Origin of the sequence: Vibrio sp. 10N.286.49.E11 (genome assembly GCF_041469505.1) — a bacterium.
Taxonomy (GTDB): Bacteria; Pseudomonadota; Gammaproteobacteria; order Enterobacterales; family Vibrionaceae; genus Vibrio; species Vibrio crassostreae_C.
Genome location: NZ_JBFRKQ010000050.1, coordinates 42,786 through 59,162 on the forward strand (window position 1 = coordinate 42,786; position 16,377 = coordinate 59,162).

20 protein-coding genes are annotated in these 16,377 nt (G+C 44.9%); 8 read left to right on the forward strand and 12 right to left on the reverse strand.

Going from position 1 to position 16,377, the window contains the following annotated elements; all coding sequences use genetic code 11:
* Window positions 1-14: 14 nt before the first annotated feature.
* From AB4167_RS11530 to AB4167_RS11560, 7 genes are read right to left on the reverse strand one after another with little or no spacing between them, the layout of a single operon-like run.
* The gene (locus tag AB4167_RS11530; protein WP_017058913.1) at window positions 15-1,475 is read right to left on the reverse strand and encodes an RNA polymerase factor sigma-54; all 1,461 of its coding nucleotides are present in this window, start codon (window positions 1,473-1,475) and stop codon (window positions 15-17) included.
* Between the two features lie 54 nt (window positions 1,476-1,529).
* On the reverse strand, window positions 1,530-2,255 hold the full coding sequence (lptB, locus tag AB4167_RS11535; protein WP_004735304.1) for an LPS export ABC transporter ATP-binding protein: 726 nt from the start codon (window positions 2,253-2,255) through the stop codon (window positions 1,530-1,532).
* Between the two features lie 2 nt (window positions 2,256-2,257).
* Window positions 2,258-2,752 carry a lipopolysaccharide transport periplasmic protein LptA gene (lptA, locus tag AB4167_RS11540; protein WP_017058914.1) on the reverse strand — a complete coding sequence of 165 codons (495 nt, stop codon included), beginning with the start codon at window positions 2,750-2,752 and terminating at the stop codon, window positions 2,258-2,260.
* Window positions 2,733-3,296, reverse strand: coding sequence for an LPS export ABC transporter periplasmic protein LptC (gene lptC, locus AB4167_RS11545; RefSeq protein WP_004735306.1), 564 nt, complete (start codon window positions 3,294-3,296; stop codon window positions 2,733-2,735). The genes lptA and lptC overlap by 20 nt, the downstream gene beginning before the upstream one ends.
* Complete coding sequence (gene kdsC / locus AB4167_RS11550; RefSeq protein WP_017058916.1) at window positions 3,293-3,850, reverse strand: 3-deoxy-manno-octulosonate-8-phosphatase KdsC; 558 nt, start codon at window positions 3,848-3,850, stop codon at window positions 3,293-3,295. The genes lptC and kdsC overlap by 4 nt, the downstream gene beginning before the upstream one ends.
* Window positions 3,850-4,821, reverse strand: coding sequence for an arabinose-5-phosphate isomerase KdsD (kdsD, locus tag AB4167_RS11555; RefSeq protein WP_017058917.1), 972 nt, complete (start codon window positions 4,819-4,821; stop codon window positions 3,850-3,852). The genes kdsC and kdsD overlap by 1 nt, the downstream gene beginning before the upstream one ends.
* A gap of 34 nt (window positions 4,822-4,855) precedes the next feature.
* Window positions 4,856-5,821 carry a calcium/sodium antiporter gene (locus AB4167_RS11560; RefSeq protein ID WP_017063737.1) on the reverse strand — a complete coding sequence of 322 codons (966 nt, stop codon included), beginning with the start codon at window positions 5,819-5,821 and terminating at the stop codon, window positions 4,856-4,858.
* 264 nt (window positions 5,822-6,085) lie between these two features.
* Here AB4167_RS11560 and mlaF point away from each other — a divergent pair, with 264 nt between their 5' ends.
* The 8 genes from mlaF (at window position 6,086) to AB4167_RS11600 (ending at window position 11,565) form a co-directional block, all read left to right on the forward strand.
* Window positions 6,086-6,880 (forward strand): phospholipid ABC transporter ATP-binding protein MlaF, encoded by a 795-nt coding sequence (mlaF, locus tag AB4167_RS11565; protein ID WP_171733232.1) that lies wholly within the window; start codon window positions 6,086-6,088, stop codon window positions 6,878-6,880.
* A 1-nt stretch (window position 6,881) separates the two neighbouring features.
* Window positions 6,882-7,661: a lipid asymmetry maintenance ABC transporter permease subunit MlaE gene (mlaE, locus tag AB4167_RS11570; RefSeq protein WP_017058920.1), complete on the forward strand. Its 780-nt coding sequence runs from the start codon at window positions 6,882-6,884 to the stop codon at window positions 7,659-7,661.
* A gap of 2 nt (window positions 7,662-7,663) precedes the next feature.
* The gene (gene mlaD / locus AB4167_RS11575; protein WP_017058921.1) at window positions 7,664-8,155 is read left to right on the forward strand and encodes an outer membrane lipid asymmetry maintenance protein MlaD; all 492 of its coding nucleotides are present in this window, start codon (window positions 7,664-7,666) and stop codon (window positions 8,153-8,155) included.
* Between the two features lie 52 nt (window positions 8,156-8,207).
* Complete coding sequence (locus AB4167_RS11580; RefSeq protein WP_372136559.1) at window positions 8,208-8,837, forward strand: ABC transporter substrate-binding protein; 630 nt, start codon at window positions 8,208-8,210, stop codon at window positions 8,835-8,837.
* On the forward strand, window positions 8,837-9,145 hold the full coding sequence (locus AB4167_RS11585; protein WP_017058923.1) for a lipid asymmetry maintenance protein MlaB: 309 nt from the start codon (window positions 8,837-8,839) through the stop codon (window positions 9,143-9,145). Before AB4167_RS11580 ends, AB4167_RS11585 begins: the two co-directional genes overlap by 1 nt.
* 13 nt (window positions 9,146-9,158) lie before the next feature.
* Window positions 9,159-9,413: a BolA family iron metabolism protein IbaG gene (ibaG, locus tag AB4167_RS11590; protein ID WP_017058924.1), complete on the forward strand. Its 255-nt coding sequence runs from the start codon at window positions 9,159-9,161 to the stop codon at window positions 9,411-9,413.
* An 8-nt stretch (window positions 9,414-9,421) separates the two neighbouring features.
* Window positions 9,422-10,687, forward strand: a complete 1,266-nt coding sequence (gene murA, locus AB4167_RS11595) for a UDP-N-acetylglucosamine 1-carboxyvinyltransferase (protein WP_017058925.1) — start codon at window positions 9,422-9,424, stop codon at window positions 10,685-10,687.
* Between the two features lie 152 nt (window positions 10,688-10,839).
* A complete protein-coding gene (locus tag AB4167_RS11600; protein ID WP_017058926.1) occupies window positions 10,840-11,565 on the forward strand; it encodes a 1-acylglycerol-3-phosphate O-acyltransferase in 726 nt (241 codons plus the stop codon).
* Between the two features lie 125 nt (window positions 11,566-11,690).
* Here AB4167_RS11600 and AB4167_RS11605 read toward each other — a convergent pair whose 3' ends face one another.
* The 5 genes from AB4167_RS11605 to arcA form a co-directional block, all read right to left on the reverse strand.
* Window positions 11,691-12,080, reverse strand: a complete 390-nt coding sequence (locus AB4167_RS11605; RefSeq protein WP_004735319.1) for a RidA family protein — start codon at window positions 12,078-12,080, stop codon at window positions 11,691-11,693.
* Between the two features lie 135 nt (window positions 12,081-12,215).
* The gene (gene pyrI / locus AB4167_RS11610; RefSeq protein ID WP_004735320.1) at window positions 12,216-12,677 is read right to left on the reverse strand and encodes an aspartate carbamoyltransferase regulatory subunit; all 462 of its coding nucleotides are present in this window, start codon (window positions 12,675-12,677) and stop codon (window positions 12,216-12,218) included.
* Window positions 12,678-12,689: 12 nt separating this feature from the next.
* Window positions 12,690-13,619 (reverse strand): aspartate carbamoyltransferase, encoded by a 930-nt coding sequence (pyrB, locus tag AB4167_RS11615; protein WP_004735321.1) that lies wholly within the window; start codon window positions 13,617-13,619, stop codon window positions 12,690-12,692.
* 266 nt (window positions 13,620-13,885) lie between these two features.
* Entirely contained in the window at window positions 13,886-14,890 is a 1,005-nt protein-coding gene (locus tag AB4167_RS11620; RefSeq protein WP_372136555.1) for an ornithine carbamoyltransferase, read from the reverse strand.
* A 157-nt stretch (window positions 14,891-15,047) separates the two neighbouring features.
* A complete protein-coding gene (gene arcA, locus AB4167_RS11625) occupies window positions 15,048-16,268 on the reverse strand; it encodes an arginine deiminase (protein ID WP_017058929.1) in 1,221 nt (406 codons plus the stop codon).
* Between the last annotated feature and the right edge of the window lie 109 nt (window positions 16,269-16,377).

Consider the following 16,377-nt stretch of genomic DNA (forward strand, 5'->3'; position numbering starts at 1 on the left):
GCGACTAAATGAGCTTATAGCAGGCGTTTACGCTGACTCGATGGGGCAATGCCCAGAGACTCACGGTATTTCGCTATGGTACGTCTAGCTACCTGAATTCCTTGGTCAGCCAGTAAAGCAGCAATCTTACTATCACTTAGAGGCTTCGCGGTATTTTCCGCTGCGACAAGCTTCTTGATGAGTGCGCGAATTGCTGTAGATGAACATTCACCGCCATTGTCAGTGCTGACATGGCTTGAGAAAAAGTATTTGAGCTCGAAGATACCACGTGGCGTATGCATGAATTTTTGAGTCGTCACACGAGAGATCGTGGATTCGTGCATATCAACAGCTAACGCAACATCATTAAGAACCATTGGCTTCATCGCTTCTTCGCCATGTTCGAAGAAATCACGCTGATGTTCAACAATGCATCGCGCAACTTTGAGTAGCGTCTCATTTCGGCTCTCTAGGCTTTTAATTAACCACTTTGCTTCTTGCAAATTTGAGCGGATGTATTGATTGTCGGCGCTGTTGCCTTTACTGCCCAGATCAGCGTACTGCTGATTCACTTTCAACTTAGGCACGCTATCAGGGTTAATGGTCACTAACCATTTGCCAAGGTCTTTGAAGACAGATACATCTGGAACCACATACTCAGTTTCATCCGGAGTAATCTTACTGCCAGGACGAGGGTCCAGCTGTTGAATCAGTTGCAAAACTTCACGTAGTTCTGCTTCTTTCAACTTGGTCTCTTTGATAACCAGTTTGTAATCGCGATTGCCGAGTTGGTCGATATGGCTAGTAAGTACTAACTTAGCTTCGTTAAGCCAAGGCGTATCTTGGGGAAAGGTTGCCAGTTGCAGTAACAAGCAATCTTGCAGGTTGACTGAACCGACACCTAGCGGATCAAACTGCTGAATTCGTTTACGTACCGCTTCAATTTCATCAAGCTCGATCTCTTCATTGTCGAAGTTTTCAAGGATGTCTTCACAAGTTACAGTGAGGTAGCCGTAGTCGTCGATGGCATCGATTAATGCAAAAGCGATGCTTCGGTCGGTGTCAGTGAATGGCGTTAAGTCGAGTTGCCAAAGTAGGTAATCGTGCAGGCTTTGAGTGGTTTCGCCTTGATAAACCGGCATGTCGTCATCAATCGCAATACCCGTGTTACCGGTGTTCGCGCTGTAGACGTCTTCCCAAGTTGTGTCGATTTCTAGTTCGTTGCCAATCTCTGATTTTTCGATTAAGTCTGAGCTATCAGGTAAGTCTTGCTCTGTGGCTTCAACAGTTTCTTTTTCGTCACTGCTAGGTTTTTCTTCCGATGTTGGCGTATCTTCATTGCCTTCTTCGACATCGAGTAGTGGGTTAGATTCAAGTGCTTCTTGAATCTCTTGCTGCAAATCTAAAGTAGACAATTGCAACAAACGAATCGCTTGCTGCAATTGAGGAGTCATTGCTAACTGTTGGCCTAGCTTAAGTTGTAATGAGGGTTTCATTCAGTGTGACTTACCTAGTTATTATTCTTAGAACTCTCGATACTCTCTATATAATCATAGACGGAATTGTTCGCCTAGATAAACTTGTTTAACTTGTTCGTTATTGAGAACATCTTCAGGAGTACCCTCAGCGATCAGGTGTCCTTGGCTTACGATGTAAGCTTTTTCACACACGTCTAATGTTTCACGAACGTTGTGGTCGGTAATCAAAACGCCCAAGCCGCGATCACGCAGGTGAACAATGATTTTTTTGATATCGATTACTGAGATCGGGTCAACACCGGCGAATGGTTCATCCAATAGAATGAACTGCGGGTTTGCTGCTAGTGCACGAGCAATCTCTACACGACGACGCTCACCACCCGACAGAGCCATACCATTGCTGGTGCGGATATGTTGGATGTGGAACTCTTCTAGCAGGTCTTCCAGCTTATCTTGGCGTTGTTCGTTGGTCATTTCATCACGGGTTTGTAAAACCGCCATGATGTTGTTCTCTACGGACAACTTACGGAAAATCGATGCTTCTTGAGGCAGGTAACCGATACCAAGACGAGAGCGGCTGTGCATTGGTAAGATACTGATGTCTCGGTCATCAATGCTGATGGTACCTTCATCACGCGCCACCAAACCAACTATCATATAGAAAGATGTGGTTTTACCTGCACCGTTAGGCCCAAGCAGACCGACGATCTGGCCTGACTCTACCTGTAAGCTTACATCGGTAACAACCTTACGTTTACTGTAGGTTTTCGCTAGGTTTTTTGCTTTAAGAACAGCCATCGTTACTTATTCACTTCCGTTGGTTGTAAAACCGTTGACACTCGTTTGTTTTCACCACTGTCAGCGACTAATTTCTGAGAACCGATCTGGTAAGTGATCTTAGAACCGCGAATGATGCTGCCATCTTGAGATAACATCGCATTCTTAGTCATGATCAGTCGGTCGGCAACAAGCTGGTAGTGCAGGTCGTCAGCTTCACCGTAGAGTGTCTTACCGTCGTCAGTAAGCTGAGAGAAGGTTGCTGGCTTACCGAAGCCTTGAATTTCTTCAATCTCACCGTTTACGGCGTTACGAGTAACAATAACCTTATCGGCATTGATATTGATGCTGCCTTGTTTAAGGTTCACATCACCAAGGAAAGTCACTTGGTTACTTTTCATATCCAATTGCTGGCTGTCTGAGTCAATGTAGACAGGTTGCTCACTATCCGAAGACAGAGCATAGACATTAGGTGCCGCAAGGGTCAAAGCGAATAAACTAAGGTGTAAGAGTTTCATATCTACCTTGAACAGAATTAAAGAGGGTTGCATTGTTGGTACCGAAGTTACCTTTCATTGCTTGTCCCTCAGTTTCAAAAAATGTACCGATCATATGGACCGGAGTCTCTGAATAAAAATCTCGGCTAGGCAGCTCAACAACCATTTTATCTGTGGTCATTGTATCGAAGCTGGCTTCTGGCAACAGGTTCTTTGCCACGACGTTGTCATAAAACGTGACAACTTGATTCTCATCCATAATCGCGCGATCAGCGGTGACTTGCCATTCAATCGTGTGGCCTTCACGGAATACCGAAAGAACTGGGTTTTGAAAGTGCGTATCGCCAACTACTGAGTAGTGTTCTAAATACGTCGATTCAACCTGATAGCTGCGAATACCGCTTTCGTCGTAGCTAATGTTGTTCAGGCTTTTGCCACTAAACGCGGGCAGCTCCAAATTTGGAGCCACTTGTATCGTTGATGTTTGCTCTTTGTCGTACAAGTAATAGGTCGACCAAGAGGCAATAAATATGAGTATTAAATAGATAATACGAGTAAAACTCATATGCTTAAACCTTTATGCACGTCGAGTTCATTTCTTGCTTGTAAAATAAGGTCACAGACTTCACGTACCGCGCCATGACCACCGTTAATGGTTGTCACGTAGTTTGCACGCTTTGCAAGTAGCGGGTGCCCATCTGCCACACAGACCTTCAAGCCAACTTTTTCCATTACAGGCCAGTCAATCAGATCGTCTCCGATGTAACCTGTATTTTCGGGGTTTACAGAAAGCTTATCGCAAATATCTTGGTATGCCTTAACTTTATCGTCTTGACCTTGATAAATCAGCTTAATGCCTAGAGCGGTCATACGATTCTCAACAATTTGAGATTTGCGACCCGTGATGATCGCGATTTCAATGCCTGCGTTCATCAGTGATTTGATACCGTAACCGTCACGAGTGTGGAAGGTTTTCAGCTCTTCACCGTTGTTGCCCATGTAGATGCGACCATCAGAGAAGACACCATCGACATCGCAAATCAGCAGTTTGATCTCTTTTGCAATTGCAAATACATCTGAATTAACAGTGCCGTATAGAGTTTCGACTGTCTGTGTCATTACATTACTCCTGCTTTCAGTAAGTCATGCATGTTTAACGCTCCGACTAATTTACCTTCTTGGCATAACATCAGGCCATTGATGCTCTTCGCTTGCATCAAGTTTAAGCCCTCAACCGCGAGCATGTTTGGCTCGGCTACCGTCGGGTTTAGCGTCATCACATCACCGATCTGCGTGTTATGGATATCAACGCGTTTGTCTAAGATACGGCGTAAATCACCATCGGTAAAAATACCGGCCATTTGGCCATCTTCACCAACGATTGCTGTCATGCCTAAGCCTTTCTGAGATATCTCTAGTAGAGCGTCTCTTACTAGTGCGTCGGGTGCTACAACAGGAAGTGAATCGCCTGTGTGCATGATGTCGTCGAGCTTCAACAGCAGCTGACGACCTAAAGCGCCACCAGGATGAGACAGGGCAAAGTCTTGAGCGGTGAAGCCTCGAGCCTGCAAAAGTGCAACGGCTAATGCATCACCCATGACCAAAGTCGCCGTGGTACTTGTTGTTGGTGCTAAGCCCAGCGGACAAGCTTCTTCCGGTACTGAAATTTGTAAATGGATATCAGACAGGGTTGCCATGTTTGATGCTGGCTTGCCTGTCATGCTGATGATCTTGATGCTCAGACGCTTTAACACAGGAAATAGGCTGAGGATTTCTCCCGATTCGCCGGAGTTGGATATTGCAATCACAATATCACCAGGTTCGATCATGCCTAAGTCGCCATGCGCCGCTTCGCCTGGGTGAACAAAGAAAGCCGATGTCCCGGTACTTGCCAATGTTGCTGCGATTTTGTTGCCAATGTGGCCTGATTTACCCATGCCCATCACAACGACTTTGCCTTTGTTGTTCAGGATAAGGTCGCAAGCTTTACAAAAATCATCATTAAAATATTGGTCTAATTGAGTGAGACCTGCAACTTCGGTTTCCAAAACTTGTTTTGCAACGCTGCGGTAATCAAATGGCTGAGACATCAAATACTCCAAGTACGGGAAGTTAAATCAACAATTAAGCCGACATGTTCATTAATAGGTAACTTTGGTAGGCCACGAACGTCACAATTAACACGCCGCCTTCAATACGATTCACACTACGAGATTTTCCTAGTGCCATCACAACAAGTAGTAGCGATACGCCTAGCATTACCCAGAAGTCACGACCCATAGCGAACTCGCTCAAGATCGAAGGGTTTAGGATGCCCGGGATACCCATAACAGCAAGGATGTTGAATACGTTTGAACCAATGATATTACCTACAGCCATATCATCTTCACCCTTCATAACGCCGGCTAGTGATGCTGCAAGTTCAGGAAGGCTAGTACCAACAGCAATGATGGTTAAACCAATGACAAGGTCGCTCATGCCGAAGAACTTCGCGATGATCACAGCGTTATCTACCAGCATATCAGCAGCTAAAGGTAGGACGATTAGACCAATCACGACCCACATTGCAGCCTTAGGGTTACTTACGCCTTCAGGGATCTCTGATTCTTGCTCATCAAGGAAAGCATCGCCGTTCTTTTTCTCGCTGCGGCTGATTTGCAACATAGCAAACAAAAACGCGGCAAAAAGAACAAACAACAACACGCCTTCATAGAAGCCTAAATGGTTATCCCACAATAGGGCGCCCGCTAGCAGAGTGACACCGATCATTAATGGTAGTTCACGACGAATCACGCCTGAGCTAATCGATAACGGTTTGATAAGGGCTGTAATACCTAAAATCAGCGCGATGTTGGCGATGTTAGAGCCCAGTACGTTGCCTACAGCTGTATCTGTTTTGCCATCAAGGGCTGCTGTCGCAGAAACCATCATTTCAGGAGCCGAAGACCCCATTGCTAAGATCGTCATACCGATAACTAGTGGTGAAATACCGAAGTTGCGAGCAAGAGCAGCGGCACCGTAAACCAGCTTATCTGCACTCCACACCAAAAAACCTAGACCGATAATAAGAAACGCAATCGCTTCAAGCATGATGATTCCTAAAAAATTAATAAAAACGGAGAATTAACCGCTAATTTTGACCTGTTGCTAGATAAAAGGGAAGTCACTCGGCAAATTAATTACCAGTTAGCAGGCAAGAAAGAGAGATCAATAGATAATTTCCTAATGCTTTCAAATCCCTGCATAGATTCCTGTTTAATATGAATTAATTGAACAGTGCTTTTAATTCTAAAGTAGACTCATTATTATTGCAGCCATAATTGGCGTTTTTTAAAGCAAGGAAACAACAAAAATATGTTGAACACTGAGCTTGTGAAAGTTAAGAACCTCAGCTTCTCACGTGGTGAGCGCGTTATCTTTGATGACATCAGTTTAGAGGTGCCTCAAGGCAAGATAACCGCAATCATGGGGCCGTCTGGGATTGGCAAAACGACTTTACTGCGTTTGATTGGTGGGCAACTGCCGCCAGATGAAGGCGAAATTTGGTTTGATGGCGACAATGTCCCTGCATTATCACGTCGAAAGCTGTATCAAGCACGTAAGAAAATGAGCATGCTATTTCAATCGGGTGCGCTTTTTACGGATCTCAATGTCTTTGATAATGTGGCGTTTCCGCTGCGAGAGCACACTGAACTTAATGAAAAATTCATTCGTACCATCGTATTACTTAAGCTTGAAGCGGTAGGATTACGTGGTGCTGCGCAATTGATGCCGAGTGAGTTGTCTGGCGGAATGGCTAGGCGTGCCGCACTGGCGCGCGCAATCGCACTGGATCCAGAACTTATCATGTACGATGAGCCGTTTGTTGGCCAAGATCCCATCACCATGGGCGTATTGGTTGAATTGATCCGAAATCTCAATCAAGCCTTGGGCTTAACCTCGATTGTTGTTTCTCACGATGTGCCAGAGGTGATGAGTATTGCTGATTGGGTTTACCTCATGGCAGATAGCAAGATTATTGCCGCTGGAACACCTGATGAGTTGTACAACAATAGCGATCCGAGAGTGCAGCAATTTTTGCAAGGCGAAGCCGATGGTCCAGTACCATTTAGATTCCCTGCGAAGAGCTTAGAAAAGGATTTGTTTTAATATGATTGTTAAAACTATTGCGGGTGTCGGTAAGCGTACACTTGCGAGCTGTGAGTCATTTGGTCGAGCAAGCCTGATGTTATTTGGGGCTTTGTTTGGCATCCCGCGACTAAAAAACTTCCCCTTATTAGTAAAACAACTTTATAGCGTTGGCGTTCAGTCATTGGCTATTATTTTAGTTTCGGGTCTGTTTATCGGCATGGTGCTCAGCCTGCAGGGCTATGTCGTGTTAATTGACTACGGCGCTGAGGGAAACCTTGGTCAAATGGTCGCGCTTTCACTGTTGCGTGAGTTGGGGCCTGTGGTGACTGCGTTATTATTTGCAGGTCGAGCCGGTTCAGCACTCACGGCAGAGATTGGGTTAATGAAGGCAACAGAGCAGATCTCAAGCCTTGAGATGATGGCCGTTGACCCTCTTAAACGCATTATTGCACCACGTCTTTGGGCCGGGCTTATCTCAATGCCATTGCTTGCTATGATTTTTATGGCGGTAGGTATTTGGGGCGGTCAACTGGTTGGTGTTGATTGGAAAGGCATTGATCACGGCAGTTTCTGGTCTGCGATGCAGTCTTCAGTAGAACTTGGCCGAGATATTGGTAACAGCATGATCAAATGTATGGTCTTCGCTATCACCGTAACTTGGATCGCACTTTTCAATGGTTATGACGCAGTACCGACTTCAGAAGGTATCAGTCAGGCAACCACACGCACTGTAGTGCACTCTTCTCTAGCGGTACTAGGGCTAGATTTTGTTCTTACCGCATTGATGTTTGGGAATTAATCATGCAACAAACTCGAAAATTAGAATTATGGGTCGGCACCTTTGTTATTGCCGGAATTTGCGCAATCTTAATCATGATCTTTCAAGTCGCTGACGTAAAAGGCATAGGTTCGAACCATACTTACAATCTAAAAGCGACCTTTGACAACATTGGCAGCCTAAAAGTTCGTTCTCCAGTGAAAGTGGGTGGCGTCGTTGTTGGACGAGTTAAAAGCATTGAGCTTGATACCGAGAGCTACCTTCCTGTCGTTGAACTGTCTATTGACGGGAAGTACTCACAATTTCCAGATACCTCTAGTGCTCAAATTTTAACATCTGGCTTAATTGGTGAGCAGTACATTAGTCTGGTTCCAGGCTTCATTTTTGATGATGAAGAGATGTTGGTCGATGGTGATTCAATTGAAGACACTAAGTCAGCATTGGTACTAGAAGATTTGATTGGCCAAGTGCTGTATAGCGTTGGTGGTTCTAATGACAGCGAAGCTAAGGAATAAGATAATGTTGAAAACTATTAGTTATTTAAAAGCTATTGGTTACTTGAAATCAATGTTTATGGCGGCAATGGCGTTGCTTATTTCTACCCAAGCCTTTGCTGCAAAATCGATTGACCGTACTCAGCCTTACCAGATGATGACTCAAGTTGCCGAAGTGGCATTTGAGCGTTTGAAGAGTGAACAAGACAACATCCACCAAGATCCAGAGTTATTGAAGGTCATCGTGGAAGAAGAGTTGATGCCTTATGTGAATGCACAATATGCAGCTCTTAAGTTACTTGGACCAAACTTGAAAGGCGCGGATAGAAAAGACGTGGGCGTGTTTATCGATTCATTCCGTAAATACCTTGTTTCTTCTTATGCCCAAGTGCTGACTCAATACACAGATCAGACGATTGAATTTGGTCCAGAACCAAAAATCAAAGCGGATAGCCGCATTACCAGTATCAAGGTCGACATCATCGATACGCCGCGACCAAACATTAAGCTTGAATTTAAGCTTCGCAAAGACAAGAAATCTGGCGAGTGGAAAGCATTTGATATGGTTGCCGAAGGTATTAGCTTGTTGTCGAGCAAGCAATCGGAGTGGAATACTAAGATTCGTCAAGAAGGCATCTTACAAGTTGCAGACGAACTAGAGAAATTAGCCGCACAACCGATTCGTTTTGAGAGTAACAAATGATGAGCCATTCTCAATGGCAAGCACTAAGCTCTAAAGAGTATCAACTGTTCGGTGATTTAGACCGAGACAGTGTCCCTGCAATCTGGCGTATATTGGAAAAGTGGCAAACGACGGAATCGAGCGTTGAAATTGACCTTAGCCATATAAATCGAGTCGATTCAGCAGGAATGGTGATGCTAATTCACTTATTAGAGCATGCAAAAAATCAAAACTGTCATATAATGCTCAGTTTCGTGCCAGAACAATTACGAACGTTGTTCCAATTGAGCAATATCCAGCCAATGATGGCAGAACACATAAAAAATTAGGCAGGAGCTATTTGTGGACAGCACAAAAGTACAAGAATTATTAGCAGAAGCACTGAACCTTCAGGAAATTTTCGTGAAAGGGGAAGGCAGTCATTACGAAGTTGTTGCGGTTGATCCATGTTTTGACGGCATGAATCGAGTTAAGAAGCAGCAACTAATCTACGGCCCACTAATGGAATACATTCAACGCAATGACATCCATGCTCTTTCTATTAAGGCTTTCACGCCGGAAGAGTGGGAACGTGATAAGAAACTGATGTCACTTTAAGGTTTATGATGGAAAAGTTTCGAGTTATTGGATCGGATAAGCCGCTAAGCGGTGAAGTGACGATCTCAGGCGCAAAAAATGCAGCGCTACCTATCTTATTTGCTTCAATTCTTGCTGAAGAGCCAGTGGAAGTAAGTAACGTTCCTCACCTACGTGACATCGATACTACGATGGAACTGCTTAAGCGTTTAGGCGCAAAAGTATCGCGTAATGGTAGTGTTCATGTTGATGGCAGCGAAATTAATGAATTTTGTGCGCCTTACGATTTAGTGAAAACAATGCGTGCTTCTATCTGGGCTTTAGGTCCTCTAGTCGCTCGTTTTGGTGAAGGCCAAGTGTCACTTCCAGGCGGTTGTGCAATTGGTGCTCGACCTGTTGATCTGCATATCCACGGCCTAGAGCAACTAGGTGCGACCATTAAGTTGGAAGATGGTTATGTGAAAGCAAGTGTTGATGGCCGTCTGAAAGGCGCGCACATCGTGATGGATAAAGTAAGTGTGGGTGCCACCATTACTATCATGTGTGCAGCAACGCTAGCGGAAGGAACAACAGTACTCGATAACTCAGCACGTGAGCCTGAGATTGTTGATACGGCTGACTTCCTAAACAAACTGGGTGCTAAAATTTCTGGCGCAGGTACAGATACGATTACTATCGAAGGCGTTGAACGTCTTGGTGGTGGCCAACACTCTGTGGTTGCTGACCGTATTGAAACAGGTACTTTCCTGGTTGCTGCTGCTGTTTCTGGCGGTAAAGTGGTTTGTCGCAACACCAACGCTCATCTTCTTGAAGCTGCCTTAGCGAAGCTTGAAGAAGCGGGTGCGAAGGTTGAAACGGGCGAAGACTGGATCAGTCTTGATATGACGGGTCGTGAACTGAAAGCGGTGAAAATCGTAACGGCACCTCACCCTGGTTTCCCAACCGACATGCAAGCACAGTTTACTCTGCTTAACATGATGGCGAAGGGCAGTGGTGTTATCACAGAGACTATCTTTGAAAACCGTTTTATGCACATTCCTGAGTTACAGCGAATGGGTGCAAAAGCGGAAATCGAAGGTAACACGGCTATCTGTGGTGAAACGGAAAAACTGAGCGGCGCTCAAGTAATGGCAACGGACCTTCGCGCATCTGCGAGCCTTGTTATTGCTGGCTGTATTGCTCAAGGTGAAACCATCGTTGACCGTATTTATCACATCGATCGTGGCTACGATAAGATTGAAGATAAATTGTCAGCCTTAGGCGCAAACATTACACGATTTAGTGAGTCGAACTAACCTAGGTTAGTGGATTCATGAATCAGTAAGATGAAAACATAAAAGTCGGAACCTTGGTTTCGGCTTTTTTATAGTTGTATTTACCGCGAGTAAATCTATTGCTCATTTTTGCGCGAATAGATGAATCAACTTGGCGGTCGGTGAGGAACAAAATGATAGCAATATTACGTATTTTCGCAGTGGCGATATTTGCGATTCTTATGTTTGTATTTGGTTGTGGTTACTGCCTATTAAGTCCACGCAACCCGAAACACGTATTTACCTTTGGCCGTTATTTCGGTCGCATGTCGAAGATCTTCGGCATGAAGTTAGAGCTTCGCATCCCAGAAGATGCCTACTCTCGCGGCCAACATGTTTATGTGGCGAACCACCAAAACAGCTGGGATCTATTCACGATTTCATCAGCGGTAACGCCAAAAGTGGTAACTGTTGGTAAGAAAAGCCTAGTGTGGATGCCTCTATTTGGTCAGCTTTATTGGTTGACGGGTAACATCCTAATTGACCGTGCTAACCGTAGCAAAGCGGTAGGTACGATTGATCAGGTCGTGACGAGTCTAAAAGAGAGCGATGTTTCAGTTTGGATGTTCCCTGAAGGCACTCGTTCTCGTGGCCGTGGTCTGCTGCCATTCAAAACAGGTGCATTCCATGCTGCGATTGGTGCTGGCTTGCCTATCATCCCTATCGTGTGTAGCTCAACCGGTGGCGTGAAGCTAAACCGTTGGAACAATGGTCACGTGATTGTTGAAATGCTGCCACCAATCAGCACTGAAGGCTACGACAAGTCTAATGTTCGTGAACTGGCTAACCTAGCTCGTGAGCAGATGGCTGCGAAACTTGAAGAGTTAGACAAAGAAGTGGTTGAGCTTAATAAAAAGTAATTATCTAAGCGAAACGATGAACAATAAAAAAGGTTGCCAACTGGGCAACCTTTTTTTGTATCTAATAAACACCCAGTATTACGCTAAGTCGTTTATTAGAAGGTGTTTAATCTAAAGATTAAAACCTATTTGCGAACCGCAATAGCTTCGATCTCGATACCTACATCTTTTGGCAGACGAGCTACTTCAACACATGAACGTGCAGGGTAGTTTGCAACGCCGTGCTCATCGAAGAATTTACCGTAAACTTCGTTTACTGTGCCGAAGTCGTTTAGGTCTTTAACGAATACCGTTAGTTTTACGATGTCTTTTACAGTCAGGCCTGAAGCTTCAACAACCGCTTGAACGTTGTCTAGAGATTGGCGAGCTTGCTCTGCGATATCAGCAGATACTTCACCAGTTGCTGGGTTTACTGGGATTTGACCAGAAGTCAGTACCATGTTGCCAAGGTCAACGCCTTGTACGTATGGGCCGATTGCAGCTGGAGCAGATTCTGTGTGAAGTACTTTAGTCATTGGTTATTCCGTCAGTTATTGGATAAAAAGCAATTTTTAGTGTGCCTTCAAACTCAGGATAGGTAAAGAGCAAAATACCCCGCACAGGCGAGGTATTGAATAGTTTTTGCGTTCGATCGGCGTTGCCGTATGACGTTATCTTTCTGTCACGATCTCACGAGAGAATACTTTTTCGCAGTACTTACACTTCAATCGAATATCTTCTTTCTTTTCAAAGATCTTAAAGCTGCTTTCTACGGGCTCATTGTGAGTAATACAGTTGGTGTTTGGACACTCAAACACATCGTTGATTTGCTCAGGAAGTTCTAGTGGTAGCTTCTTAACCACTTCGTAATCTTCGATTTGGTTTACCGTTGCGTGAGGTGCGTAAAGTGCTAACTTGCTCGCCTGTTCTTCAGTGATAAAAACATTCTCTATCTTGAGTAAGTCTTTGCCGCCTAGAGCAGAAGATGGCAGGTTTAGGCCAATCGTTACTCGCTGATTTGAGTTATGCATGTCGAACAGTTTGAGTACCTTGATCCCGATATTGGCTGGGATATGGTCGATAACCGTTCCGTTCTTGATTGCTTCAACTTTTAATTGAGTCTCTTTAGACATGATATCTCTCCTCTACAGCGTTTCGTTAAGAACAAGGGCTAGCAGTGCTTCACGTGCGTAAACACCGTTCTCTGCTTGCTGGAAGTAGTAAGCGTAAGGTGTTTTATCGACATCGACAGTAATTTCATCAACACGAGGAAGAGGGTGAAGAACCTTTAGGTTATCACGTGCATTTTCCAGCATCGGAGCAGTCAGGATGTACGCTGATTTGATGTGCGCGTATTCCGATTCATCGAAGCGCTCTTTTTGAACTCGAGTCATGTACAAGACATCAAGCTCTGGAATGACATCTTCCATGTCTGTCAGCAGTTGATACTTGATACCCGCTTCATCAAGTTCTTCGCAAATGTAGTCTGGCATCGCCAGTGCTTCAGGTGCCACGAAATAGAAACAGATGTTATCGAACTTCGCTAGCGCTTGAGTCAACGAGTGAACCGTACGGCCGTACTTAAGGTCACCAACGAATGCAACGTTGAGGTTGTCTAGGCGGCCTTGTGTCTCAGCTATAGAGAATAGGTCTAATAACGTTTGTGTTGGGTGTTGGTTTGCGCCGTCACCTGCGTTAATAACAGGAACACCGTTTGAGAACTCAGAAGCCAGACGCGCTGCGCCTTCTTGAGGGTGACGCATCACGTAAGCGTCAACGTATGAAGAGATAACCTGTACCGAGTCCGCTAGCGTTTCGCCTTTCTTTGCCAAAGAAGTGTTACCACCACTGTCGAAACCAATCACATCACCACCGATGCGTTGAATCGCAGTTTCAAAAGAGAGACGAGTTCGCGTAGAAGGTTCGAAGAAGCAGCTGGCAACAACTTTGTTCTTGATGAGTTCTGGGTTTGGCTCAGCCTTTAGCTGACCTGCCGTTTGAACAATTAATTCTAGCTCTTCACGAGAAAGCTCTGGAATTGAGATGATGTGCTTTTGATAGAGCGAATTCGCCATGATCTTCTTCCCCACAATAATGTATTGGCCATAAAAAAGCCCCCCATAATGGGAGGCTTTAAAAAAGTGCTGAAAAGCAGAATAGACGGCCTGGTAAGCATCTTAGCTTACGAGCAATATTTGGTGTTTTCACAATATTACTATGTGTTATCACAATATTGGTTGGCGTCATTTTCACTACTCTCAGACAAATTGCCGAGAATTATACGCTTTCAATTTGTGAGCGCAAGCGATTACATCAAGCTTTTGTTTACTTTCATTATTGTCTATTGACCAAGCGTCGCGACCATCACCGCCTTGATGGTGTGCATGCGATTTTCAGCTTCATCAAATACAATCGAGTAGTCAGATTCAAACACTTCGTCAGTCACTTCCAAGCCGTTCATTCCATACTTGTCAGAGACTTGCTGACCAATCACAGTTTCATTGTTGTGGAAAGCGGGTAGGCAGTGCATGAACTTCACTTGAGGGTTACCAGTTAGCTTAATGACATCCATATTCACTTGGTATGGTTTCATTACCGCCACACGTTCGTCCCAAGCTTCAGGGGCTTCGCCCATCGAAACCCAAACATCGGTGTATAGGTAATCACAACCTTTCACGCCTTCAGCAACGTCTTCAGTTAACGTGATTTTTGCGCCAGTGTTTTGCGCAATGGTTTGGCACTCTTCAACAAGCTGCTCTTCTGGCCAAAAGGCTTTTGGCGCGACAAGGCGAATATCCATGCCCATCTTCGCGGCTCCGACTAACAGAGAGTTACCCATGTTATTGCGTGCATCGCCTAGATAAGCAAAGCTGATTTGGTGTAGATGCTTCCCGCGGCCATGCTCAAGCATAGTGAGGAAATCAGCCAAGATCTGAGTAGGGTGGAACTCATCGGTTAAACCATTCCAAACCGGCACGCCCGCATAAGCGCCTAAGTCTTCAGCGATACTTTGGCCAAAGCCACGATATTCAATGCCATCGTACATGCGTCCCAATACACGCGCCGTATCTTTCATTGATTCTTTTTGACCAATCTGAGAACCAGAAGGGCCAAGGTAAGAGACTTGAGCACCTTGATCAAAGGCGGCCACTTCAAACGCACATCGTGTTCGAGTTGATGCTTTCTCGAAGATCAAAGCAATGTTTTTGCCGTTGAGTTTCTTCTGCTCAGTGCCTGCATACTTAGCTTTTTTTAGGTCAGCAGACAGGTCGAGTAAAAACTGAATCTCTTTAGGAGTAAAGTCGAGAAGTTTTAGAAAGTTACGATTGCGAAGATTAAAGGCCATCTCTCGCTCCTTGCGTATATAGAATCAATGAAGAACTTAGTTAAACATAAAAATGCTATATTTGTGAATATTTATTTTATTAATTTGATAAAAAAGGCCAGTAAATGAATAGTGGCCTAGATAAGATTATTGAGTCTGTTTAACTGAGCTCTTTGACTTAGATACCATCTCTTTCGATAGGGCAACTCATACAGCGCGCGCCGCCACGACCACGGCCTAGCTCGTTGCCAGGAATCGTTAGAACTTCGATACCCGCTTTGTCGTATTTCTCATTGGTGTAAACATTACGTTCATAACCAATCACGGTACCTGGTTTCACTGTCAGTACGTTGTTTGCGTCATTCCACTGTTCACGCTCAGCTTCGTAGTTATCACCGCCGGTTGTGATGATCTTCAGTTGATCAAGGCCTAGCGCGCCTTCAATCGCTGACAGGTAGTTTTCAGCTTTCTCGACACGCATTTCGCCATTTTCTTTTGGCGTTAAGCGCCAAGTGTCTAGGTCTTTACGCACGATCTCTGGATAGACAGAGAACGTGTCGATATCCATGTGTGTCATCACCGTATCAAGGTGCATACAAGAGCGGTGTTTTGGTAGATCGATCGCAATCACTTCGGTAGCTTGGCCTGATCTAAATAAGCTAGCCGCTAGGTTTTCGACACCTTGTGGTTTAGTACGCTCTGAAATACCAACCAGTACCGCACCTTTACCGATAACCAGTACGTCACCGCCTTCAATGTTAGCGTTGTCGTAGTGAAGGTCTTCATCACCAAAGTACTTAATGAAATCTTGGCCTGCGAACACTGGGTGCCAGCGGTAGATAGCACGCAGGTGGTTCGTTTCACGTTGACGTGCAGGCTTCATCATCGGGTTAAGCGATACACCGCCATAAACCCAGCAAGAAGTATCTCGCGTAAATAGGTGGTTAGGCAGTGGCTCGATAACGAAATCGAGTGGTCGATGCATTTTAGGCAGCATCGATGATGATTTGATAGGAAGCTCAGAGTAGGCCAAGCCACCGAGTAAGATCGTTGCTAGATGCTCATTATCCATTTGAGCAAGGTAGTTTCTTAAGTCACGGGCGAAAGTCGGCCCATAACGGAAATCTGAGATTTGAGTATTCAGCAACCACTCACGAGCCTGAGATACGGCAAGCGTTTCTACTAGCAGGTCATGCAGCAGTAGTACTTCTACGTCTTGGCTGCGCAGCGTTTCTGCAAAGGCATCATGTTCTTCACCAGCGGCTTCAACGGCAAGTACATCATCAAATAGAAGCTCATGACAGTTTGAAGGGGTGAGGTGGGTGAGTGCTCTTTCAGGTCTATTTAGGAGAACTCGTCTCAATTGACCGACTTCGGAGCCAACGTACAGCTTACTCATTTTGCATCCTTACTATTAATCCAGCGTCTATTTATGACAAGCTTGTCCGTAATATGCAAGTTTTGTAGATTGAGTTAATACAAGGTATTTGGGTAATAATTGGTCATAA